Here is a 22918-nt window from a genome sequence, read left to right as displayed (position 1 = left end):
CCTGCGCCGTGCCCGCCCTCGGGATACCGTGGCCCGGCGGCGCGGCGCGATACTAGCCGCGGCACCCGGCGCAGGCCAGCCCGGGCCGGCGCAGCTCTCGCCCGCCCACGCCTGCGTGAGCGGACGCGCGGCGCCGTTGCCCGGTGTGCCGCCCTCCTCTAGACAGGGAGGTATATGGGGGCAGACAGGGAGGAGACCACAAGACATGCCAGCGCTCACCGGACTTCGCGTCGTCGATCTCACCCGGATTCTCGCCGGGCCCTTCTGCACCCAGTGGCTGGCCGACCACGGCGCCGAGGTGATCAAGGTGGAGCCGCCGCAGGGCGACGACACCCGGGCCTGGGGCCCGCCCTTCGACCCCGCCTCCGGCGCTGCCTCCTATTTCATGGGCGTGAACCGCAACAAGCGCGGCATCGCGCTGGACCTGCGCCGCGAGGACGGCCGGGCCGTGCTGCGCCGGTTGCTGGCGGGCGCCGACGTGCTGATCGACAATTTCAAGTCCGGCAGCATGGAGGCCTGGGGGCTGGGCCACGAGACCCTGCAGGCGGAGTTTCCCCGGCTGGTGCAGTGCCGGGTGACCGGCTTCGGCGCCGATGGCCCTCTGGGCGGCCTGCCCGGCTATGACGCGGTGGTGCAGGCCCAGGCCGGGCTGATGAGCGTGAACGGCCCGGAAAGCGGCGAGCCCACCAGGCTGGGCATCCCGCTGGTCGACATCTCGGTGGGCATGTCCTCGGCCATCGGCATCCTGATGGCGCTGCGCGAGCGCGATGTTTCAGGCCAGGGCCAGTTCCTGGACATGACGCTCTATGATGCCGCCGTCTCCATCCTGTTCCCCTATGGCGCGAACTACATGATGGGCGGCCCGGTGCCGAAGCCGGTGGGCAACGCGCATCCCAACATCAGCCCCTACGAGACCTTCCCCACCCGCAGCGTGCCGATCTTCGTGGCCGCGGCGAATGACAGCCAGTACCGCAGGCTGTGCGAGGTGCTCGCCTGCCCGGAGCTGGCCGCCGACCCGCGCTTCGTCACCGGGCCGAAGCGCAACGGGCGGCGGGAGGAACTGGCCGCGCTGCTGCGCCCGCTCATGGCCGTTTGGGACGGCGAGGAGCTGGCGCAGGCGCTGATGGCCGCCGGGGTGCCCGCCGGCCCGGTGATGGACGTGCCCGGCGTGCTGGACCATCCCCACACCGCGCATCGCGGCATGGTGGTGGAGATCGACGGGTTCCGCACCCTCGGCAACCCGATCCGCATGTCGCGCACCCCGGCGGAGACCGGCGCGCGGCGCCCCCCGGTGTTCGGGCAGGACACGCGGGCGGTGCTGGCAGAGGCCGGCTACACGCCGGAGGAGATCGAGGCGCTGCTCACCGCAGGCGCCGCCTTCGCCGCCCCGAGCTGAGCTGGATCAAGCCGACCTGACCTGACACGAGCGGAGCTGACACGGCCCGAGTTGAACTGAGCTGATCAATCCGAGCGGACCTGATCTGATTGGTTCACGCTGACCTGATCTGTCCCGGGCGCGTCTGTCCCCGGCTGACCGGAACCGGCGGTGCGGTGACGGCCCCCGGGCGCGTCACCGCCAAGCGCCGCCGCCTCGGAGCGCTGCGCCGGCACCCTCTCAACGGCTTGCGCCGGCACCTGCTCAACGGGTTGCGCCGGCACCTGCCCAACCCGTTGCGCCGGCACCTGCGCCGCTGCCGCCCGGCGCGCTCGGGGCCAGCGGCCCGGGAAACCCGTCGGCCGGTCTCGCCAGAAGAGATGCCGGCGCGCGCGGGGGCTCGTGCAGCAGGCGGCTGGCGCGACGGGACAAGTCGCGCCTCATGCGATCGGCGCGCGCGCCGGCTCGGCGCCCGGGCGGGGGACTGACACGGGGCAAGGGTGTGCAGGCCCCTGAGAGCGCGGGAGACGCCGCCGCGGCTCAGAGCACCGTCCAGATGTAGCCCACGTAGAGGGCCACGAACACGCCGCCGGAAAAGCGGCCCAGCACCGGGATCTTGCAGATGAACGGCGCCAGCACCAGGCTCACCGCGATCATCACCCACAGGTCGTAATCCAGGAAGGACTGGTCCACCTCCACCGGGCCGAAGAAGCTGGTGATGCCCATGATGGCGCCGATGTTGAAGATGTTCGAGCCGATCACGTTGCCCATGGCCACGTCGGCCTGGCGGCGGATGGCGGCCATCACCGAGGTGGCCAGCTCGGGCAGCGAGGTGCCCACGGCCACGAGGGTGAGGCCGATGGCCGCGTCGGAGATGCCGGCCTGGGAGGCGATGTTGCGCGCGCCCTCGATGAGCATCTGCGCGCCCAGCGGCAGGGTGATGATGCCCGCCACGATGAGCAGCGACAGTTTCCAGCCCGGCAGGTGGGGGTCGACCTCGTCGAGTTCCGAGGCCATGTCGCTGTCGCGGGATTTCTTCGCCGACCACAGGTTCTCCGCGATCACCGCCGCCAGCACGCCCAACAGCACCAGCCCGTGCCACCAGGTCAGCGGCCCGAGGAAGCACAGCACGGTGAACAGCACCAGCACGCCCAGCATGATGACAAAGGAGCGCCCGGTCTCGCAGTCCCGCGTGGCGATGGGCGCGATCAGCGCCGGAATGCCCAGCACCAGCAGCACGTTGGCGATGTTGGAGCCGACCACGTTGCCGATGGCGAGGCCGGGAAGCCCGTCCATGGCCGATTTCACCGAGATCAGCAGCTCCGGCGCCGAGGTTCCGAAGGCGACGATGGTGAGCGAGACGATGAGCGCCGGAATGCCGAGCTTCAGGCTGAGCCCGACGGCCCCCTTCACGAGAACGTCCCCCCCGACCACAAGAAGGACGAGGCCGGCGAGGACCCAGACGATATCCATATTGGCGGCAGCTCCGGTACGTTCAGGCCCGCGTGTGGGGGCGATCGGGTCTCTCATGTATGCGCGGCGTACCGGCGGCGGAAGGGCGGAGGGTCATTTTTCTGCGCAGATGCAGGGAACCCCCTCCACCTGCCAGGCACCGCATTGCGGGCACTTGCGGGCCGCGCGCACCTCGGGGCCCTTTCGGCGCGGCAGGATCTTCTCCGCCCACTTCCCCGCCAGCGCGATGACCGCGAGCACGACGAGCAGCAGAAGCGCGATTTTCGCCATCATGTCACAGCCCGTACCGGGCCCAGAGGCTGCGATCCTCGACCGCCTCCACCAGGCTGGCAGCGCCCGGGGCGCCGATGCGCTGGAACAGCGAGCGTTTCGGGCTGCACAGGGCAAAGCGGGTCTTCGGCCCGAACTTCGCCTTCATCACCGGGATCAGGTGGCCGACACCGTCGATCAGCCCCTTGTCCCGCGCCTCGGCGCCGATCCAGATGTCGCCGGTGAACAGGTCCTCGCCCTCGGGCAGCTTCGCGCCGCGGCGGGAGGCGACCTGCAGCTTGAAATTGGCGTGGATGCGTTCGAGCACCCGGGTGAGGCGGGCGACATCCTCCGGCTGCTCCGGGCGGAACGGGTCGAGCATGGACTTGCTCTGCCCGGCCGTGTGCACCCGGCGCTCCACCCCGTGGCGGGCGATGAGGTCCTGCAGGCCGAAGCCGGCGGAGATCACCCCGATGGAGCCGATCACCGAGTTGTCATCGGCCCAGATCTCGTCCGCCGCGGTGGCGAGCCAGTAGCCCCCGGAGGCGGCCACGTCCTCGCAGAAGGCGAAGACGGGGATGTTCCTCTCCGCCGCCAGCCGCCGGATGCGCGCGGCGATCAGCGCCGATTGCGTGGGCGAGCCGCCGGGCGAGTTGATCGCCAGCGCCACCGCCTTCGGCTTGCCGCGCCGGAAGGCGCGCTCGATTGTCCCGGCCAGCGCGTGATCGGACAGCGCTGAGCCGAAGCGTCCGGAGACGCCGATAGCCCCGTAGAGGCGGATCACCGCCACGGTCGGGCGGGAGGGAAACAGCTCTCGAAGTCGGGAAACGAGTTTCATCCCCGATATCTAGCCTTCGAAAAGCACCCCTTCAAGCGGCGGCGGCTCTTTCGGAGCGCGTCCGAGTGCGATATGTTGCCTCTGTCGCCCCAAGCCCGCGGACCTCTGCTCATGAATGGTGAGATGAACAACACACCTCCACAGATGAGCCGCGAGGACATCCTGCGCATCCGGCTCGACATGCTGCGGCGGGAACACCGGGACCTGGACCAGGCGATTGCCGCGCTCGACATGGAGGCGCGCGCCGACATCCTCACCATCCGCCGGCTGAAGAAGCGCAAGCTGCTGCTGAAGGACGAGATTTCGCGCATCGAGGACACGCTCACCCCCGACATCATCGCCTGAACCGGGCGCCGGCCTGCGCGTGCGGCGTGGGGGAGATCCCTTTCGTGCCGGATCCTGCCGGGCGGCGGGCGGGCGGATCGCCGCGCAGAGGCGCCGGCGTCACGTCGCGGGCCCTCGCGCAGCGCGCTTGTTGACTTCCCGGGCGGCGGAAACATATCCGCCTCATGCCCGGAGACAAAAACCTTGACACCATTTTCGGCGCCCTCGCCGACCCGACGCGGCGCGCGATCCTCTCGCGCGTCCGGCGCCAGCCCGCGCGCATCGGTGACCTCGCGCAGCCCTTCGCGATGACCCTCGCGGCGGTGTCGAAACACGTGAAGGTTCTGGAGGCCGCCGGGCTCATCCGCCGCGAGGTGCACGGGCGCACCCATGTCTGCCATGCCGTGCCAGGGGCGGCCCTGCCGGCGCTTGCCTGGCTCGAGAGCGCTTCCGGGCATGCCCCCGGGCCCGAGGCGCCCCGCCCCTCCTCCCGCGAGGCCCGGGCCGCGCCCGGACAGCGGGGCCAGGCCAGGACTGCCGCTCAGGCCGGCACGCCGGCTGCCCGCCCCGCCGATCCGCGCCCCGTCCGGCCACGCGAGGCGGGAGCACAGAAAGGAAGCCCGATGTCGATCCAGGAGCGCATCACCGCCGCGCGCATGCTGCCGCATTCTCCGGCCACGGTGTTCGCCGCGCTGATCGATGCCCGCAGCGCGCCGTCCTGGGTGTTCGAGGCCTACGAGACGCCGGCGAGCGGCGACACCGAGCGCTTCGTGGAGATCGACCCCCGCCCGGGCGGGCATTTCCGGCTGATCCGCAGCGGCCCGGAGGGCAGCCACTACCGCCGGGGCACCTTCCTGGAGCTGTCGCGCGGGGAATACCTGATCTTCACCTATGCCGACGGGCCGGAGACCGCGGAATCCGAGCAGGTGCAGGTCGAGCTTTACCCGGAAAGTGGCGGCTGCGTGATCGTGGTGAGCCATGCGCTGGAGCCGGGCCAGCCGGAGCGCGGCGCCCGGCTGCAGAACGGCTGGGCGCGCCTGCTGGAAGCGCTCGCCTGGCATCTCGGCCCCGCGTCCACGGAGGCCACCGGCGCGGAGGACGAAGCCTGAGCCGCGCGCCGCGCCGGGGAGCATCGCCCTGCCCGGCCCGTCGCGCGGGGCGGCGCTGCGTGCTTGAACACGCCCTGCGGCCGCAATAAGGTGCGCCACCTCAAGCGCGTGAAGGAGCATCGCATGGCCTCTCCCCTCGTCGGAATCGTGATGGGCAGCCAGTCCGACTGGGAGACGATGCGCAATGCCGCCGTGCTCCTGGAGGAGTTCGGCGTGGCCCATGAGGTGAAGATCGTCTCCGCCCATCGCACGCCCGACCGGCTGTTCGCCTATGCCGAAAGTGCCGCGGGGCGCGGGTTGCGCGCCATCATCGCCGGGGCCGGCGGAGCGGCGCACCTGCCGGGGATGCTCGCGGCCAAGACCCGGGTTCCGGTGCTCGGCGTGCCGGTGCAGTCGAAGGCGCTGTCCGGGCTCGACAGCCTGCTCTCCATCGTCCAGATGCCGCGCGGCATCCCGGTCGGCACGCTGGCGATCGGCGCGGCGGGGGCGGCGAACGCCGCACTCTTCGCCCTGGCGCAGCTTGCCACGACCGACCCCGCCCTCGCCGACAGGCTCGACGCCTGGCGCCTCGCGCAGAGCGAGGCCGTCGCCGATGCGCCGGTCGACGCGCTCTGATCCCCGTCCCCTGCCCCCTCATCTGTGGAGACCCCCGACCGTGACAGAAGCCCTGCACCCCGGAGCGACCATCGGCATTCTCGGCGGCGGGCAGCTTGGCCGCATGCTCTCCATCGCCGCCGCCCGGCTGGGGCTGCGCTGTCATGTCTACGACCCGCTGGCCAACCCGCCGGCCGGCGACGTGGCCCATGCCGTGACCACCGCCGGCTACGATGACACCGAGGCGCTGCGGCTTTTCGCCGACAGCGTGGACGTGGTGACCTTCGAGTTCGAGAACATCCCGCTGGAGGCCGTCGCGGTGCTGGAAGCGCTGCGCCCGGTGCGGCCGGGCGCGCGGGCGCTGGAGATGTCGCAGGACCGGCTGACGGAGAAGGATTTCCTCGCCGGGCTGGGCCTCGCCACGGCGCCCTACCGCGCGGTCGACACGCTGGAGGAACTGGAGGCGGCGCTCGCCGAGATCGGCACGCCCGCCATCCTGAAAACCCGCCGCATGGGCTATGACGGCAAGGGCCAGGTGCGCATCATGGCGCCGGAGGAGGCCCCGCAGGCCTTCGCCGCACTTGCCGGCGCGCCGGGCCTGCTGGAAGGGTTCGTGGCCTTCGAACGCGAGGTCTCCGTGATCGCGGCCCGCGCGCTGGACGGGTCTGTCACCTGCTACGACCCGGGCGAGAACGTGCACCGCGACGGCATCCTGCACACCACCACCCTGCCCGCCAGCCTCGGCCGCGGCCGGGGAACCGATGCGGTTCTGCTGGCCGGGCGCATCCTCAACGCACTGGACTACGTGGGCGTGATGGGGGTGGAGTTGTTCGTCACCGCCTCGGGGCTGGTGGTCAACGAGATCGCGCCCCGGGTGCACAATTCCGGGCACTGGACCATCGAGGCCTGCGTGATCGACCAGTTCGCCCAGCACATCCGCGCCGTGGCCGGCTGGCCGCTGGGCGACGGCAGCCGGCACTCGGACGCGGTGATGACCAACCTCATCGGCGACGAGGCCGGGGACTGGGCGCGCTACGCCGCCGACCCCGCCACCGGCCTCCACCTCTACGGCAAGGCCGAAGCCCGGCCCGGGCGGAAGATGGGGCACGTCACCCGGATCTCGCCCCGCCGCTGAACGATCGGCGGGCATCGCGCGCCTGTGGTGCCTGCCCCGGTCCTGACCCTTCCTGTCACCCTGCCACTTGTCCGGAGCCAGACCGGTGTGCCCGGGACCGGCGGACGAGGTGCCACAGCGCCGCGGCCGAGCCTGTCACGCCTTCGTCGCAATGCTGTCGCGTCTCCGTCAGGCCCGCCGCCTATGGCAGGGGCCGAGCGCGCTTGCGCACCAGGGATCGGGAGACAGACAGATGGCCTACAACGACAGCGCCGCCGCCAGCGGCATCACCCTTGCCGGCAGCTACGTGAGCGGCTTCGGCGAGGCCGGCTCCGAGGTGGTGGCCTATGAGGACGGGCTGCTCTACGTGACCAACGGCGCGGCCGGGCGCATCGACGTCATCGACGCCGCGACCATGGCGTTGGAGCGCTCCGTCGATCTCACCTCCCTGCCGGACTACAAGGGCGTGAACTCCGTGGCGGTGAGCCACGGCACCATCGCGGTGGCCATCGACACCACCGACATCGGCTCCGGCGAGAGCGCGCAGGCCCGCGCCGGCCTGCTCGCCCTCTTCGACGCGGCGGACCCGGACGCGGCCCCCACCCTGGTGGAAACCGGCAACCACCCGGACATGGTGACCTTCTCCGCCGACGGCACGCAGGTCTACGTGGCCAACGAGGCTGAGACCCGCACCGACGCGGACGGCGAGTTCATCGAGGATTACGCCACCCCCGCGAAGGGCAGCATCACCGTGGTGGACCTCGCCGCCCCGCGCGCCGCCGCCACCTATGATTTCTCCGAATTCGACGGGCTGGAGGACGCGCTGCGCGCCGCCGGCATCCGCATCTTCCCCGGCGCCTCCGCCTCCGGCGACTTCGAGCCGGAATACATCGCCGTCTCGCCGGACGGCAGCCAGCTCTTCGTCACCCTGCAGGAGGCGAACGCCGTGGCGGTGTTCGACCTGGAGAGCCGGAGCTGGTCCGACATCCGCACCCTGGGCACCACCGACCATTCCCTGCCGGGCAACGGGTTCGACGCCTCCGACAAGGACGACGCGATCGACATCGCCCGCCACCCGGTGCTGGGCATGCGCATGGCCGATTCCATCGCCGCCTTCGAGGACGCCGGCCAGACCTGGTACATCACCGCCAACGAGGGCGACGACCGCGGCGAGAACGCCCGCATCGAGGACCTCGACCTGGACCCCGACGCCTTCCCCGACGCCGCCGCCCTGCAGACCGACGCGGGCATCGGCCGCCTCTCCGTCTCGACCGTCGACGGCGACACGGATGGCGACGGCGACTTCGACGCGCTCTACGCCTACGGCGCGCGCTCCTTCACCATCTTCGCCGCCGACGGCACCGAGGTGTTCGATTCCGGTGACATGTTCGAGACCGTGATCGCCCGCCTGCGCGTGGCCAACGCCTTCAACAACGACGACTTTCCCAATGACGCCCCCGGCGTGGTGGACGACAACCGCTCCGACGCCAAGGGCCCGGAGCCGGAAGCCGTCGCCGTGGGCGAGGTGGACGGCCACCGCTTCGCCTTCATCGGGCTGGAGCGCGACAGCGGCATCATGATCTTCAACATCGACACCCCCGCCGCCCCGGAATTCGCCGCCTATATCGAGAGCGCGGTGGTGGGCGACACCTCGCCCGAGGTGATCCGGTTCATCCCGGCGGCCCAGAGCGTGAGCGGCTCGGCCCAGCTCGCGGTGGCCTACGAGGTCTCCGGCACCACCACGCTCATCGACCTCGCCTCGGGCCTGGACGGGCGCATCGCGCGCGACGCGGGCACGATGACCGGCTCGCTGGTCGATGACCTGCTGCGCGGCAACTGGCAGGACAACACCCTCATGGGCGGCGCGGGCGACGACATCCTGCGCGGCAACGGCGGCGACGACCTGCTGATCGGCGGCACCGGGGACGACCGCATGCGCGGCGGCGCGGGCGCCGACACCTTCGCCTTCATGGAGGGCGACGGGCTCGACAGGGTCTGGAAGTTCGAGAGCGACGACCGGCTGGACCTCTCGGCCACCGGCCTCGCCTTCGAGGACCTCACCCTGGTCGCGCGCACGGAGGAGCGCACCGTGGTGCGCTACGGTGACGCCGGCGACAAGATCGTGCTGACCCATGCCGCCGACGTCACCCTGGACGCGGATCACTTCGTGTTCTGAGCGTCCGGATGCCCCGCGGCGCGCGGCGCGACCCCGCGCGCCGCGAGTGCCAGCGCCGCCGCTTCGGGAGACACCCCGGCGGCGGCGGCCCGCGCCTCCAGCGCCGCGCGCAGCGGCGGCTCCAGTTGCAGCACCACCGGCCGGCCCCCCGGCCAGGCCGCCGGCACCTGCACCGCGCCCGCCGCCTCCTCCGCCAGCCCGCGCCGGATCGCCTGCCGCAGCCCGGCGGCGAGCGAGCCATGCCCGAGCGGCCGCGCCGCCCGGCGCAGGTCGCGCCCCGGAAACACCAGCAGCGCGCGGCGGCTGTCATGCGCGCTCACGCCCGGCGCCTTCCCAGCAGGATCGCCCCGCCCACCCCGCCGAGCACCAGCGCCGCGGCCACGGCGAAGCGCCAGGTGGCCGGCTCGCCGAGAAACACCATGCCGCCGGCCAGCGCGATCAGCGGCACGGTGAGCTGCGCCACGGCCGCCACGCTCATCTCCAGCCGCAGGAGCACCGTGTACCACAGGGCATAGCCCAGCCCGGAGGCCACCGCCCCGGAGGCGACCGCCAGCAGAACGCCGACCAGCCCCGGCGCCGGCTCCCCGGCCAGCAGCCCGATGGCACAGCCCGGCACGGCGGCGAGAAGGAAGTTGCCGGCCGTCGCGCCCAGCGCGTCGCCCGCGGCGCGCCCGCGCAGCGAGTAGACACCCCAGCCCACCGCGGCGGCGAGCATCAGCGCCGCCCGGTCCGGCGCGGGCGCCGCCGCTCCGGGGGCGAAGAGCACGCCCAGCCCGGCCAGCGCCAGCACCGCCCCCGCCCAGCGCGCGACACCCGGCCGCTCGCCGCCCGCCAGTGCGCCGGCGAACATGGTCACCTGCACGCCGCCGAACAGGATCAGCGCCCCGGTGCCCGTGGGCAGCCCGGTATAGGCAAAGGAGAAGCCCGCGGCATAGACGAGCAGCATCAGAGCCGGAAACCAGCCGCCCGAGAGCCCGCCCGCGCCCCGCCCCGCCCGGCGCCGCCGCGCCGCCACCAGGAACCCCAGCATGAGCGCGCCGGCCGCGAGGCGCAGCGCGGTGAACAGGCCCGGCCCGATCGCCCCCTCCGCGAGGGCGGCGCGCGCGAGCACGGAGTTGGCCGCGAAGGCGATGAGGGTGAGAGCCGTGAGCAGGAACAGACGCATGATCCGTCACCTATGGCGGCAGCCGCCCCGCCTGTAAAGCGCCGTGCGCCGCCCCAGGCGCGCCGGGGAACCTCCCTCTCCCACACCCCCCGTTCCGCGCCACCGCCGGCTGCGCAGCACCCGGCCCGGCCCAAAGCCGGGGGCACCGGCAGGTGACCACGGCACGGGAGCGCCCCCGTTTTCCCCGTGACCGGGCGGTTCGCGGGTCTGAAACCTCCCGCTCGGCACGGTGTGCGCGTGCGGTGAGTGCGGTGAGTGCGGTGAGTGCGGTGAGTGCGGTGAGTGCGGTGAGTGCGGTGAGTGCGGTGAGTGCGGTGAGTGCGGTGAGTGCGGTGAGTGCGGTGAGTGCGGTGAGTGCGGTGAGTGCGGTGAGTGCGGTGAGTGTCCGGCCCGGGCGGGGCCGCGCGCAAGCGAAAAGGGCCGCCCTTGCGGGCGGCCCTTCCGTGCCATCTCTGGCAGACGTTCCTGAGCGGGAACGGCGATGATTACATCATGCCGCCCATGCCGCCCATGCCGCCCATGCCACCCATGTCGGGCATGCCGCCACCGGCGCCCTTCGGCTCCGGCTTGTCGGCAACCATCGCCTCGGTGGTGATGAGCAGGCCGGCCACGGACGCGGCGTCCTGCAGCGCGGTGCGCACCACCTTGGCCGGGTCGATCACGCCGAACTTGAACATGTCGCCATATTCTTCGGTCTGCGCGTTGAAGCCGAAGGCCTTGTCGTCGGACTCGCGCACCTTGCCGGCAACCACGGCGCCGTCGACGCCGGCGTTGTTGGCGATCTGGCGCAGCGGGGCCTCGAGGGCACGGCGGACGATGTTGATGCCGGCGTTCTGGTCGGCGTTGACGCCTTCGAGACCGTCGAGCGCCTTGGCACCCTGCACGAGAGCGACACCGCCGCCCACGACGATACCTTCCTGAACCGCGGCGCGGGTCGCGTTGAGCGCGTCATCGACGCGGTCCTTGCGCTCCTTCACCTCGACCTCGGTCGAGCCGCCGACGCGGATCACGGCCACACCACCGGCGAGCTTGGCAAGACGCTCCTGGAGCTTCTCGCGGTCGTAGTCGGAGGTGGTCTCCTCGACCTGCTGACGGATCTGGGCGACGCGCGCCTCGATCTCGGACTTCTCGCCCGAACCGTCGACGATCGTGGTGTCGTCCTTCGTGATGCGGACCTTCTTGGCGGTGCCGAGCATGTCGATGGTGACATTCTCGAGCTTCATGCCGAGGTCTTCCGAGATCACCTGGCCGCCGGTCAGGATCGAGATGTCCTGCAGCATGGCCTTGCGGCGATCGCCGAAGCCCGGAGCCTTCACGGCCGCGATCTTCAGGCCGCCACGCAGCTTGTTGACGACGAGCGTGGCCAGGGCCTCGCCTTCCACGTCCTCGGCGATGATCAGCAGCGGCTTGCCGGTCTGGATCACGGACTCGAGCAGCGGCACCATCGGCTGGAGCGAGGAGAGCTTCTTCTCGTGCAGGAGGATGTAGACGTCCTCGAGCTCGGCCACCATCTTGTCGGCGTTGGTGATGAAGTAGGGCGAGAGGTAGCCGCGGTCGAACTGCATGCCCTCGACGACTTCGGTCTCGGTCTCGAGGCCCTTGTTCTCCTCGACGGTGATGACACCCTCGTTGCCGACCTTCTGCATCGCATCAGCGATCTGACGGCCGATCTCGGATTCGCCGTTGGCGGAGATGGTGCCGACCTGGGCGACTTCGTCGGTGCCGGTCACGTCACGGGCCATCGCCTTGATGGACTCCACGACACGGGCCACGGCGAGGTCGATGCCGCGCTTCAGGTCCATCGGGTTCATGCCGGCGGCAACCGACTTCATGCCCTCTTTCACGATCGCCTGTGCGAGGACGGTCGCGGTGGTGGTGCCGTCACCGGCGGTGTCGTTGGTGCGCGAAGCGACTTCGCGGACCATCTGGGCGCCCATGTTCTCGAACTTGTCTTCCAGTTCGATTTCCTTGGCCACCGAGACACCGTCCTTGGTGATGCGGGGCGCGCCGAACGACTTGTCGATGACCACGTTGCGGCCTTTCGGGCCCAGGGTCACCTTCACGGCGTTGGCGAGGATGTCCACGCCGCGCAGCATGCGGTCGCGGGCGTCGGTGCTGAACTTGACGTCTTTCGAAGCCATGTTGCGTGCTCCTTCTATTCAGTTGTTTCGGAGGGAGAGGAGGCGGTCGCTCAGCCGATCAGGCCGAGGATGTCGCCTTCCTTCATGATGAGCAGGTCTTCGCCGTCGACCTTGACCTCGGTGCCCGACCATTTGCCGAACAGCACGCGGTCACCAGCCTTCACGGCCATCGGGATCAGCTCGCCCGAATCCTTGCGCGCGCCTTCGCCCGCCGCGATCACTTCGCCCTCGGCCGGCTTTTCTTTTGCGCTGTCGGGGATGATCAGGCCGCCCTTGGTCTTCTCTTCGCCTTCGAGGCGACGGACCAGAACGCGGTCATGCAGGGGGGTGAATTTCATGGAAGTCGCTCCTTGGAACTGCGTTTTCCGTATGTCCTTGCGGGCAGTCATTGCCGGGCCATGCGACGCGGGGCGCCGCCGGTCCGCCTGTTAGCACTCGCCGCCCGTGAGTGCTAACGTGGTTGCCAGATACGCTCCGGCCTTGAGTCTGTCAAGAGGAAGGCTATCTCTGATCCAGCCCCCGACGACCATGGAGAGATGTGGATGAAGACGCGCGTTGCAACCGGCCTCGGAGCCCTTCTTTCCATTCTCGCCGCCCCGGCCCTGGCGCTGTGCGGCGGCGAGGACCGCCTCTCCGCCCTGCGCGGCGATGCCCCCGCCGACTACCGGAGCATCTTCTCGGCCGCCGACGCGGTGCCGCATGGCGAGGGCCGGTTCTGGACGGCGGAGAAGGCCGGGCGCGTGTCCTGGATCTTCGGCACCTACCATGACGCGGACCCGGAGATCACCACGCTTCCCGCCCCGGTGGAAGCCGCGCTGGGGGAGGCGCAGCGGGTGGTTGTGGAGATCACGCTGGACGAAATGTCGCAGATGGAACAGGATTTTGCCGCCAACCCGGCGCAGATCTTCGACCTCTCCGGCACCCCGCTCTCGCAGAAGCTCTCGCCGCAGGCGCTGGAGATGCTCGCCGGGATCCTGCCGCAATACGGCATGACGCTGGACATGGCCCAGCGCATGCACCCCTGGTTCCTCTCCATGCTGCTGGCCCAGCCGGCCTGCGCGCTGGAGGCCGCCCAGGCCGCCCCGGTGCTGGACCGGCGCATCATGAACGAGGCGCGCGACAGCGGCCGCCAGATCATCGGACTGGAGACCGGCGCGGAGGCGATGGATGCCTTCCGCTCCGGCGATGCGCGCACCGAGGCGGACCTGCTCGAACTGGTGATCGTCACCTCCCGCGACGCGGAGAACTACCGCGCCTCCTCCAAGAAGCTCTATCTCGACGGCGACCTGCAGGCGATCTGGGAATACGGCAAGTACGAGACCTACAAGGTGCTGCCGCAGGAGAAGGCCGACGCGCTGATCGCGCTCTTCGAGACCCGGCTCATCGAGGGGCGCAACCGCAAGTGGCTGCCGAAGCTGGAGATGGAGCTGGAGCGCGGCGGCGCCTTCGTCGCCGTGGGTGCGCTGCACCTGCCCGGCGCGGCCGGGGTTCTGCAACTGCTCGACGACGAGGGCTGGACCATCACCCGCGTGAACCTCTGAGCGCCTCCGCCCGGAACCGGGCAAACCGCCGCCTGCCATCCCGCGGCCTGCCGCCCGCCGTCCCGTTGCCTGCCGTCCCGTTGCCTGCCGTCCCGTTGCCTGCCGTCCCGTTGCCTGCCGTCCCGTTGCCTGCCGTCCCGTTGCCTGCCGTCCCGTTGCCTGCCGTCCCGTTGCCTGCCGTCCCGTTGCCTGCCGTCCCGTTGCCTGCCGTCCCGTTGCCTGCCGTCCCGTTGCCTGCCGCTGCGGCCGCACAGAGCGCGGCCGCAGCGCGGCGCCTCGGAAGGCGCTTCTCACACCTCACCTCGTGCGGCGCCCGCGGCTCCGGCCGCAGCACCGCCGTCCGGAGACGGCCGTTCACCGCCCGTCGGCCGGCACACGCGGCCCGGGCGGAACAGCCTGCGTCCGCAGCGCGGCGCGCCGGCGGCCACCGCTCGCCTCGTCCGGCGGGACCCGCGCAGGGCGGCAGGCCCCGGGTGCGGGGAGGCCGGAAGGCCGCGCCGCTGCGCCCGCCTCCCCTGCGGCCGACGCCCGGGCACGGGCGTGTTCGCGCGCCGCGGGCCGGTGGCACGGCCAGCCATCGGGTTGATTGCCCGACGGGTGGCGGCTACACCTGCGCCGCTGCACCTGCGCATGCCACCCCAAGCCGCGGAACACCCCATGACCCAGATTATCACGTCGCTCGATGAGATCGCCGGGCGCTACGACGCCCTCTTCTGCGACCTCTGGGGCTGCCTGCACAACGGCATCACCACCTATCCCGCCGCGGTGGAGGCCCTGCGCCGCTTCAAGGCGCGCGGCGGCACGGTGCTGCTGCTCACCAACTCGCCGCGTCCGCGCCGCTCGGTGCATGGCCAGCTCGACGCCGTGGGCACCCCGATGGACGTGCGTGACGACATCGTCTCCTCCGGCGACGCGGCCCAGGCGGCGATGCTCTCCGGCGCCTTCGGCACAAGGGTCTTCCATCTCGGCCCCGAGCGCGACATCTCCTTCTTCACCGAGCCGGGCCGCGACCTGCCGCATACCGAGATCGCCCGGGTGCCACTGGCCGAGGCCGAGGGCATCGTGTGCACCGGCCTGTTCCACGACGAGACCGAGAGCCCGGACGACTATACCGACATGATCGCCGAAGGCGTGGCGCGCGGCTTGAAGCTGCTCTGCGCCAACCCGGACGTGTTCGTGGACCGCGGCGAGCAGCGCATCTGGTGCGCGGGCGGCATCGCCGCCGCCTACACCGCGGCCGGGGGCACCTCGTGCTACTTCGGCAAGCCGCACGCGCCGATCTACGACCTCGCCCGTCAGCGCCTGTACGCCGCGGCGGGCCGCGAGATCGCGGACGATCGCATCCTGTGCGTGGGAGACGGCATCCACACCGACGTGCGCGGCGGCGTGGACCAGGGGCTCGACACGCTGTTCATCACCGGCGGGCTGGCGGCCCCGGAGATGGGCCCGGACGTGGAAGCGCCGGATGCCGAACGCCTCTACAGCTATCTCGATGCGCACGACCTGGACCCGAGCTACGCCATCGGCCGCCTGCGCTGACCCCGGCGCCCCCCTCGCAACCCCAGGGCACCGACGGAGGGCTCGGAGAGCGGGCGGGCGCACCGCTGCAAGGCCGCGGCGGTCCGGGTGCGCCCGGAACCGCCCCTCCGCCACGTCTCTCACCGGGCGGAGCGCCCGCGGGAGGGGAGCTCGGGGGGCGCGCTGCAACGGCGGGCCGGCGGGAACAGCCATCAGGACCACCGGGCGAGCCGGGCAGGCGCAATCGGCTGCCCAGGTGCGCCTGCACCCGCCGCACCGCGCCCGACGACGCTCTGCCGCGCCAGACCATACCGCGCGCACCGGCAGGCGCAATCGACTGTCCCGGTACGCCCGCGCCTTCCGCACCGCGCCCGGCTATGCTGCCCCGCGCCAGGCCATACCGCGCAGCGCGCTGAACGGGACACCCGGCGCGCGTCGCGGCGTGCGGCGTGGGCGGAGCAAGGGCCGCGCCGTTCGGCGTGGCAGCACCGGCACCGCAGGCCGTGCCGGGCGCAGGCCTCAGAAGCCGTGCAGCCCCTTGGCCCACTGATAGGCGATGAACCCGCCCTTCACCCGTGGCAACATCCACATCGACAGGCCGAGGGCCACCACGCAGAGCACGGCGGCCACCGTCAGCGGCGCCACGCGCAGGAATGACGAGAGTTCGAGCATCAGCAAGCCCATCACATGGCCGACGATGAGGATCACGATATAGGCCGGGCCGTCATCCGCGCGCTGCCGGGTAAGGTCCAGCCCGCAGGAGTCGCAGCAGTCATTCACCCGCAGATACCCGGAGAACAGCTTTCCCACGCCGCAGCGCGGGCAGCGGCGGCGCAGGCCGCGCAGCACGGCCGGGCGCAGCGGGCGGTCATCGGGGGCGAGGTTTTCGGCCATTTCCGGGGTCCTTGGATTGCAGGCGTTTCCTCCCCTCCATATGCGCCGCGCGCCGCGGAGATTGAAGGCATCATTGTGGACCGATTGTCACGTTACTGATGGTATCGGCTGCGCACGGTGGCGATGCGCACCCCGTCAGGGCGCCACAGGCCCAGCGCCCCCGCACCCTGCCCCGGCTCCGGGTGGAGGGCGATGCTGTCGCCCGGGTCGACATTGCCGAGGTAGATCACATCCCGACGGGCCAGCGGCCCGGGTCGGGCCGTGCGCGCCCGCTCGGCCAGCGCGCTGAAGGCGGGAAAATACAGCAATCCCACCGCGTTGAAGTCAAGCGCTGGGCAGGGCGTGACCGCGAGCAGCGGCGCCGGCTCCGGCCGGGCCGGCGCCAGGGCGCGCACCGTGGCGCGGCTGTGCGCAGCGAGGTCCGACAGCTCGGGGCCCGCCTCCGGCAGCACGACCCGGCGCAGCGGCGGGCGGCGCAGGATGCCGCGGTTGCCGCCCTCCGGGCCATGGCCCACGAAGGTGGAGATCATCCGCAACCGCCCGGCCGGGCGGCCGTCCACGGCGAGGTGATGGATGGAGCCGATGCGGCTCGCGCCCAGCCGGAACAGCGCCGAGCGCAGGCCGAGCACGCCGCCGAGCGCGCCCGGTCCCGGCGCCTCCAGCTCCAGCGAGGTGGCGCAGAAGGCGGCATAGACCGGGCGACCGTCCGCATCGGTGAACACGGCGCGCGCCTGGCCCATCGCCAGGGCGATGAGCTGCCAGTGCCGGTCGCCGCAGTCGCGCAGCAGCCATTGCTCGGAGAGCCCGTCCGGCCCGAGCTGGGCCATGCCCAGCCGGACCTCGTCAGCGAGCTCCGGCGCCGGCGGTGCGGGGCGCAGGGGCAGGACGGCCGCCGCGTCCGCGTGCCGGGGCGTGCCGGACGGGGCCTCCGGCCGGGTGGGGCGCGGGGCGGCCGGGGTCAGGGCCCGCACGGCTCAGGCCTCCGCCCGGGCGGCGGCATGGCGGGCCTCGATCACCCCGGCGAGATGATTGCTGTCCTCGTCGATCCCGAGGAAGCGGCCGGAGCCCCAGGTGTTCAGCCAGCCCAGGCCGATGAAATACATCCCCGGCACCGGGCAGACGCCGCGCGTGTAGAGCGGGCGGCCGCGGTCGTCGAAGACCGGCACGTCGATCCAGCCGTAATCCGGGCGGAAGCCGATGGACCAGACCACCGAGGTGATGCCGAGCGCGGCGCAGTCGATCTCCTGCGTCTCCCGCTCCGGGTGCCAGAGCGGCTCGAAGGGCGGCTCCGCGGGCGCATCGATGCCCTGCCGGGCGATCCAGGCGTCGATCTGGGTGCGGATGCCGAGGTAGGAGCGGTCCGCGTCATCGAGATTGCGGCCGAGGTCGGGCAGGAAGCGGATGCGGGTGCCCTCGATATCCGCCAGGCTGCCGTAAAGCTGCACGCCGTTCTCCACGTGGAAGCGGCGCAGGTCGATCTCCCGGCCGCCGTCGCGCCCGGACATGTAGTGATTGGTCTTCGAGACGGCCGCCGCGGGGTCCGGGTGGCGGTCGATGGTCATGGCGTAATGGCCCATGTCGTAGAGCCAGTCGGTCGCGTCGCGGCCGCGGTACTTGCGCGGGCTGCGCGGCGCGGGGCCCACGGCGAGGTGCACCTCGCGGCCGACGCGCACGAGGTCGTCCATGATCTGCACGCCGGACTGGCCGGTGCCGACCACCAGCGTACCGCCCTCGGGGAGCTGCTCCGGGCGGCGATAATCGCGCGAGTGGAGCTGGGTGACGGCCGGGTCCAGCGCCGCGGCGCAGGGCGGCACGATCGGGCTGTCGTAGCCGCCGGTGGCGATCACCACATGGTCGCAGCGCCAGATGCCTGCCGAAGTCTCCACCCGGTAACCGGTGTTGGCCGGGGCATCGGTGCCACCCGCGCCGCGCGCTCCGGCTTCCGCCTGCCACGGGCCATCTGCCGGGAGCCGCGCAGGGCTGACCGTGTGCGGCTCCCCCTCTCCGCCTGCCTCCTGCGCGCCCTCTCCGGCCGCGTTCGGCGCGCCGCCTGCGCACGCATCCCGCACGCCCTCTCCGCCCGCGTCCCGCACGCCCTCTCCGCCCGCGTCCCGCGTGACGCGGGTGACGGTGACGCCCTCGCGCAGCGGCGGGTCGAAGCTCGCCGCGAAGGCATCGAGGTATTCGGTGATCTCGTCGCGCAGCATGAAGCCGTCCGGGTCCGGCCCCGCGTAGGGAAAGCCCGGCAGCCGGCACTGCCAGTTCGGCGTCACGAGGCAGAAGCTGTCCCAGCGGTTCTCCCGCCAGGAGTGGAAGCGGCCGAAGCGCTCCAGCACCACATGGTCGATGCCGCGGCGCGTGAGGTGCCAGCTCACCGAGAGCCCGGCCTGTCCGCCGCCCACGATGACGACGGAAACCCGGTGCTCCGGGGCCGTCTCCTTCAGGTCCTTCATGTCGCCCTCCCTCACTGGCTCATCGCCGTGCAGGCGACGGCGGCCTCCGCCTGGCCCTCGAAGGTGGCGGCACGGGCCTCGATCCGGTCCAGCTCGGCCATCGCGGCGGTGCAGGCATAGCCGTAGCGCTCGGCCACGCGCATGGAGGCCTTCTCGTAGCCGATGCGCGCGCGGGTGAGGAAATCGGGCAGCGCGTAGCTCTCGCCCACGGTGAAGAACCGGGTGATCACCGTGGAGGGCGAGTAGCACACATCCTCGCTGCCATCGGGCCAGCGCAGGGTGAAACGGACTTCAGGCATGGGAGGGCTCCTTCGGCGCGAGGCCGAGATAGGGGGTTGCGGCATGGTCCCAGAACAGCGCCGCCGCCCCGCCGGAGCGGAAGGTGACGGCACTGCCGGGGGTGACCGTGCCGATGACGGTTGCGGAGATGTCGCGCGCGGCGAAACGGGCGCAGACTGCGGCCGCGTCCTGCGGCCGGGCGGTGAGCAGGAAGCCGAAGCTGGGAAAGCTGCGCAGCCAGCGCTCCGGGTCCGTGCCCCCGGGCAGGACGAGCGCGTCCAGGTCGATGTCGATGCCGGCGCCCGAGCATTCCGCCAGCATCAGCGCGGTGCCGGCGATGCCGCCCTGGCTGATGTCCTTGCCGGCGCGCACCAGCCCGGCCTCCGCCAGCTCCGGCAGCAGGGCGAGGTCGGCGCGCAGGCGTTCGGGCGCCACGTCGAGGGCGGCGCAGAAATTGTCGAAGCTGGGCCGGTAGGCGCCGCGCAGGTCCACCGCGGCGATGAGCGTCTCGCCCGGGCGGGCAGCGGCACCGGAGATCAGCGCCTCCGCCCGGCCGAACACCGACACGGCGAGCGACAGCTCGCGCCCGGCGTAATTGGTGTGGCCGCCCACCACGGGCACGCCGTAGGCTTCGGCCGCGGCGCGCAGGCCGGCCATCATGGGGGCTGCCGCCTCCGCCGAGGGGGCCCAGACCTGGTCGATGAGGGCCACCGCCCGGCCCCCCATCGCGGCGATGTCGGAGAGGTTCACCATCACGCCGCACCAGCCGGCGAACCAGGGGTCGTCGGCCACGAAGGCGGGGATGAACCCCTCGCCGGCCAGCAGGTCATACCCGCCGCCGGGGCGCGGCAGGACGGCGGCGTCGTCGCCCGGCTGGCCGGCGCTCGCCGCGCCCAGGCCGAGCTCTGCCGTGGCCGCGGCGATGGCGCGCTTGCCGCGGATGGAGGGATGCGCCCGCAGCGCCCCGGCGAGGGCGGCGAGGCCCTCCGGCCCGGCAGCGGCCGGCGCGGGGCGCGGTCCGGCGCCGCTCATCGCGCGGCACTCCGCACCAGCGCGAGCCAGCCGGCGAACGGGTCCGCGATGGGGGGGTATTTCGCGAGGTCGGCGCGCATCCGGGCATGGGGCACGCCGTGCAGGCTCACCTCCTCCTCCAGCGCCCAGTGCAGGCGGCGGAACAGCGGCACGTTCTGCTTCTGCACATGGGCGAGGAAAGTCTCGCAGCCCCGGCCATGCGCGGTGCGCACCGCAAGGCGGATGAGCTCGGAGCCCAGCCGCCCCACCCGGCGGAACCGCGCGTCCACCGCGAGGCGCGAGCCCCACCACAGGCCCGGCTCCGCCTCATGGATGCGCACGGTGCCCACCACCTCGTCAGCCTCATGGGCGTAGGTGGAGATCGCCACCAGCGCGGTGGCGACATCGTCGATCGCGTCGCGGTCATGGCCGGTGAAGATGCCCTGCTCCTCCACGAACACCCGGTGGCGCAGGGCGGCGGCGCCGGCATGTTCCCAGGGCTCGCCCGCGGCGCGGATGTAGTAGCCAGGGCAGTGGAAGACGGACTGGTCGAGCGCGCTCATGCCACCCTCAGCTTCTCGTAGGTGGAGAGGGCCGAGCAGGCGCCGCACTTGCCGCAGCCGGCCTTGATGTCCTCCGACTTCATGCCCGCGGCCACGATCATCGCGCCGAGCGGGCGCAGGATGGAGGCCATGAAGGCCGAGCTGGGCGCGGGATGGCTCTCCAGCGGCGTGCCCGAGATCGGCACGAAGGGCACCACGAAGGGGTAGACGCCCATGGCACAGAGCTTCTCGGACATCGCGAGAATGGCCTCCGCGCTGTCTCCCAGCCCCGCGAGGATGTAGGTGGAAACCTGCCCGTGGCCGAACACCTTCACCGCCGCCTCGAAGGAGGAGAAGTACTTCTCCAGCGGCACGCTCGCCTTGCCGGGCATGATGCGGGCGCGGACCTCGGGCGTGACGGCTTCGAGATGCATGCCCAGCGCGTCGACCCCGGCATCGGCCATGCGGCGGTGCCAGGCGTCATCCTCCGGCGGCTCGCACTGGGCCTGGATGGGGAGATCCACCGCGGCCTTGATGGCGGCCGCACTCTCGGCCAGCACGGCGGCGCCGCGGTCCTTGCCGCGCGGGGTGCCGGTGGTGAGCACCATGTGCTTCACCCCGTCGAGCGCCACCGCAGCCTTCGCCACCTCGGCGAGCTGGGCGGGGGTCTTGTGCGCGATGGTGCGCCCGGCGGCGAGGCTCTGGCCGATGGAGCAGAACTGGCAGGTCTTCTTGCGGCTCTCGTAGCGGATGCAGGTCTGCAGCACCGTGGTGGCGAGCACGTCGCGCGAGTGCAGCACCGCGATCTGGTTGTAGGGGATGCCGTCCGCGGTCTTCAGCTCGTAGAAGCGCGGGCGCAGCGGGAAGCGCACGCGCGCCACCTCCGCCCCGTCACGCAACACGCGCGCAGCACCCGAGGCATCCGGCGCCTCGACGAGATAGGGGCTCTCGAAGGCAGGCGCGGTGTGCACCGGCACCATCACCGTGGTGGTGCCGATGGTGATCGCCTTGTGGTCCGAGGGCCCTGCCCCGCCGCGGCGGCTCTCATGGCCGGCGCGGGGGTCGACCAGGCGCATGCCCCTGGTCTGAAGGTCGTTGATGAGCTCGGAGTCAGACATCGGCGGGTTCCTCCTCGGATGGGGCGGCGGCCTCGGGCGCGGGGGCCTCATGGCGCGGCTGCGCGGGGCGGGTGTCATGCACGAGATGCAGCAGCTCGGGGCGGGCGTAATGGCCCACGCTGTCCATCATCCGCTTGCGCTTGGTGATCAGCCGCATGTCCATGTCCGCGATCAGGATGCCCTCCCGGTCGGTGAGCGGGGGCGCGAGATGCCGGCCCTCGGGCGAGACGATGCAGGTCATGCAGCCGTCGCGCAGGCCCTTCTGCAGGGCGGGGTCGGGGTGGATGGAGGCGATCTGCTCCTCGGTGAGCCAGCCGGTGGCGTTCACCACGAAACAGCCCGCCTCCAGCGCGTGGTGGCGCATGGTCACCTCGATCTGCTCGCCGAACACCGGGCCCACCAGGCTGCCGGGGAAATGGGCGGCGTGGATCTCCTCGTGCTGGGCCATCAGCGCGTAGCGGGCGAGCGGGTTGTAATGCTCCCAGCAGGCCAGCGCGCCCACGCGGCCCACGGCGGTGTCGACCACCTTCAGCCCGGCGCCGTCGCCCTGCCCCCAGACCATGCGCTCATGGTAGGTGGGGGTGATCTTGCGACGCTTGAGGGCCAGCGTGCCGTCCGCGTCGAAGATGAGCTGGGTGTTGTAGAGCGAGCCATGGTCGCGCTCGTTCACCCCCAGCACCACCACCACGCCGCGGGTGCGGGCGGCCTCGGCCACCGCGCGGGTTTCCGGCGAGGGGATGGTGACCGCCTCGCGGTAGAGCTCGAGATGCGGCGCCCCCTGCTGCACCGGCGGCAGCACGAAGGAGAAATACGGGTAGTAGGGCACGAAGGTCTCGGGGAAGACGATGAAGCGCGCGCCCTTGTCCGCCGCTTCGGCGATGGCGTTCAGCACCCGCTCGACCGTGCCCGCCCGACCCGTGAGATCGGGGGCGATCTGGACCGCGGCGGCCCGGATGGTGTCGGTTCTCATGTCATGGCTCCGGTCTCGGGGAGGCCGGAGCGCC

Annotated in this window: 23 protein-coding genes; 8 read left to right on the top strand and 15 right to left on the bottom strand. The window is 71.8% G+C overall.

Features of this window, described 5'->3' with window-relative positions; translation table 11 throughout:
- Nucleotides 1-205 precede the first annotated feature (205 nt).
- A complete protein-coding gene (locus tag FDP22_RS11225; protein ID WP_138572989.1) occupies nt 206-1396 on the top strand; it encodes a CaiB/BaiF CoA transferase family protein in 1191 nt (396 codons plus the stop codon).
- A gap of 519 nt (nt 1397-1915) precedes the next feature.
- On the opposite strand, the gene FDP22_RS11220 is transcribed toward FDP22_RS11225, so the two are convergent.
- From FDP22_RS11220 to FDP22_RS11210, 3 genes are all read right to left on the bottom strand, one after another.
- Nucleotides 1916-2848, bottom strand: a complete 933-nt coding sequence (locus FDP22_RS11220; protein ID WP_138572987.1) for a calcium/sodium antiporter — start codon at nt 2846-2848, stop codon at nt 1916-1918.
- 93 nt (nt 2849-2941) lie between these two features.
- The gene (locus tag FDP22_RS11215; RefSeq protein ID WP_138572985.1) at nt 2942-3121 is read right to left on the bottom strand and encodes a hypothetical protein; all 180 of its coding nucleotides are present in this window, start codon (nt 3119-3121) and stop codon (nt 2942-2944) included.
- 1 nt (nt 3122) lies between these two features.
- Nucleotides 3123-3935 carry a S49 family peptidase gene (locus FDP22_RS11210; protein ID WP_138572983.1) on the bottom strand — a complete coding sequence of 271 codons (813 nt, stop codon included), beginning with the start codon at nt 3933-3935 and terminating at the stop codon, nt 3123-3125.
- 123 nt (nt 3936-4058) lie between these two features.
- Between FDP22_RS11210 and FDP22_RS11205 the strand changes: the two genes are divergently transcribed.
- From FDP22_RS11205 to FDP22_RS11185, 5 genes are all read left to right on the top strand, one after another.
- Entirely contained in the window at nt 4059-4280 is a 222-nt protein-coding gene (locus FDP22_RS11205) for a YdcH family protein (RefSeq protein ID WP_239031753.1), read from the top strand.
- Between the two features lie 164 nt (nt 4281-4444).
- The gene (locus FDP22_RS11200; protein ID WP_138572981.1) at nt 4445-5368 is read left to right on the top strand and encodes a metalloregulator ArsR/SmtB family transcription factor; all 924 of its coding nucleotides are present in this window, start codon (nt 4445-4447) and stop codon (nt 5366-5368) included.
- Nucleotides 5369-5491: 123 nt separating this feature from the next.
- Complete coding sequence (purE, locus tag FDP22_RS11195; protein WP_138572979.1) at nt 5492-5983, top strand: 5-(carboxyamino)imidazole ribonucleotide mutase; 492 nt, start codon at nt 5492-5494, stop codon at nt 5981-5983.
- A gap of 40 nt (nt 5984-6023) precedes the next feature.
- A complete protein-coding gene (locus tag FDP22_RS11190; protein ID WP_138572977.1) occupies nt 6024-7097 on the top strand; it encodes a 5-(carboxyamino)imidazole ribonucleotide synthase in 1074 nt (357 codons plus the stop codon).
- A 232-nt stretch (nt 7098-7329) separates the two neighbouring features.
- Nucleotides 7330-9252, top strand: coding sequence for a choice-of-anchor I family protein (locus FDP22_RS11185; protein ID WP_138572976.1), 1923 nt, complete (start codon nt 7330-7332; stop codon nt 9250-9252).
- Here FDP22_RS11185 and FDP22_RS11180 read toward each other — a convergent pair.
- The 4 genes from FDP22_RS11180 to FDP22_RS11165 all read right to left on the bottom strand — a co-directional run bounded on the left by FDP22_RS11180 (nt 9237) and on the right by FDP22_RS11165 (nt 12896).
- The gene (locus FDP22_RS11180) at nt 9237-9572 is read right to left on the bottom strand and encodes a hypothetical protein (protein ID WP_138572974.1); all 336 of its coding nucleotides are present in this window, start codon (nt 9570-9572) and stop codon (nt 9237-9239) included. The two genes, FDP22_RS11185 and FDP22_RS11180, sit on opposite strands and share 16 nt — an antisense overlap.
- Nucleotides 9569-10417 (bottom strand): DMT family transporter, encoded by an 849-nt coding sequence (locus FDP22_RS11175; protein ID WP_138572972.1) that lies wholly within the window; start codon nt 10415-10417, stop codon nt 9569-9571. The genes FDP22_RS11180 and FDP22_RS11175 overlap by 4 nt, the downstream gene beginning before the upstream one ends.
- A gap of 485 nt (nt 10418-10902) precedes the next feature.
- Nucleotides 10903-12558, bottom strand: a complete 1656-nt coding sequence (groL, locus tag FDP22_RS11170; protein WP_138572970.1) for a chaperonin GroEL — start codon at nt 12556-12558, stop codon at nt 10903-10905.
- 50 nt (nt 12559-12608) lie between these two features.
- Nucleotides 12609-12896, bottom strand: coding sequence for a co-chaperone GroES (locus FDP22_RS11165; protein WP_118135647.1), 288 nt, complete (start codon nt 12894-12896; stop codon nt 12609-12611).
- 204 nt (nt 12897-13100) lie between these two features.
- Here FDP22_RS11165 and FDP22_RS11160 point away from each other — a divergent pair, with 204 nt between their 5' ends.
- Complete coding sequence (locus tag FDP22_RS11160; RefSeq protein ID WP_170317664.1) at nt 13101-14099, top strand: TraB/GumN family protein; 999 nt, start codon at nt 13101-13103, stop codon at nt 14097-14099.
- Between the two features lie 657 nt (nt 14100-14756).
- A complete protein-coding gene (locus tag FDP22_RS11155) occupies nt 14757-15638 on the top strand; it encodes a TIGR01459 family HAD-type hydrolase (RefSeq protein ID WP_138572964.1) in 882 nt (293 codons plus the stop codon).
- Nucleotides 15639-16136: 498 nt separating this feature from the next.
- Here the strand turns inward: FDP22_RS11155 and FDP22_RS11150 are convergent, their stop codons facing one another.
- From FDP22_RS11150 to FDP22_RS11110, 8 genes are all read right to left on the bottom strand, one after another.
- A complete protein-coding gene (locus FDP22_RS11150; protein WP_138572962.1) occupies nt 16137-16511 on the bottom strand; it encodes a DUF983 domain-containing protein in 375 nt (124 codons plus the stop codon).
- Nucleotides 16512-16603: 92 nt separating this feature from the next.
- Nucleotides 16604-17482, bottom strand: coding sequence for a Pnap_2097 family protein (locus FDP22_RS11145; protein WP_239031752.1), 879 nt, complete (start codon nt 17480-17482; stop codon nt 16604-16606).
- Between the two features lie 3 nt (nt 17483-17485).
- Nucleotides 17486-18964: an NAD(P)-binding domain-containing protein gene (locus FDP22_RS11140; RefSeq protein ID WP_239031751.1), complete on the bottom strand. Its 1479-nt coding sequence runs from the start codon at nt 18962-18964 to the stop codon at nt 17486-17488.
- An 11-nt stretch (nt 18965-18975) separates the two neighbouring features.
- Entirely contained in the window at nt 18976-19263 is a 288-nt protein-coding gene (locus FDP22_RS11130; RefSeq protein WP_138572960.1) for an MSMEG_0570 family nitrogen starvation response protein, read from the bottom strand.
- Nucleotides 19256-20275, bottom strand: coding sequence for a sll0787 family AIR synthase-like protein (locus FDP22_RS11125; RefSeq protein WP_138572958.1), 1020 nt, complete (start codon nt 20273-20275; stop codon nt 19256-19258). The genes FDP22_RS11130 and FDP22_RS11125 overlap by 8 nt, the downstream gene beginning before the upstream one ends.
- Nucleotides 20272-20817, bottom strand: a complete 546-nt coding sequence (locus tag FDP22_RS11120; RefSeq protein ID WP_138572956.1) for an MSMEG_0567/Sll0786 family nitrogen starvation N-acetyltransferase — start codon at nt 20815-20817, stop codon at nt 20272-20274. The genes FDP22_RS11125 and FDP22_RS11120 overlap by 4 nt, the downstream gene beginning before the upstream one ends.
- The gene (locus FDP22_RS11115; RefSeq protein WP_138572953.1) at nt 20814-21914 is read right to left on the bottom strand and encodes an MSMEG_0568 family radical SAM protein; all 1101 of its coding nucleotides are present in this window, start codon (nt 21912-21914) and stop codon (nt 20814-20816) included. The genes FDP22_RS11120 and FDP22_RS11115 overlap by 4 nt, the downstream gene beginning before the upstream one ends.
- Nucleotides 21907-22884 carry a Nit6803 family nitrilase gene (locus tag FDP22_RS11110; protein ID WP_138572951.1) on the bottom strand — a complete coding sequence of 326 codons (978 nt, stop codon included), beginning with the start codon at nt 22882-22884 and terminating at the stop codon, nt 21907-21909. The genes FDP22_RS11115 and FDP22_RS11110 overlap by 8 nt, the downstream gene beginning before the upstream one ends.
- Between the last annotated feature and the right edge of the window lie 34 nt (nt 22885-22918).

Origin of the sequence: Paroceanicella profunda (assembly GCF_005887635.2) — a bacterium.
Classification (GTDB): Bacteria; Pseudomonadota; Alphaproteobacteria; order Rhodobacterales; family Rhodobacteraceae; genus Paroceanicella; species Paroceanicella profunda.
The sequence above is the reverse complement of the archived record's forward strand: the minus strand, read 5'-3'. Positions and strand labels throughout refer to the sequence as shown.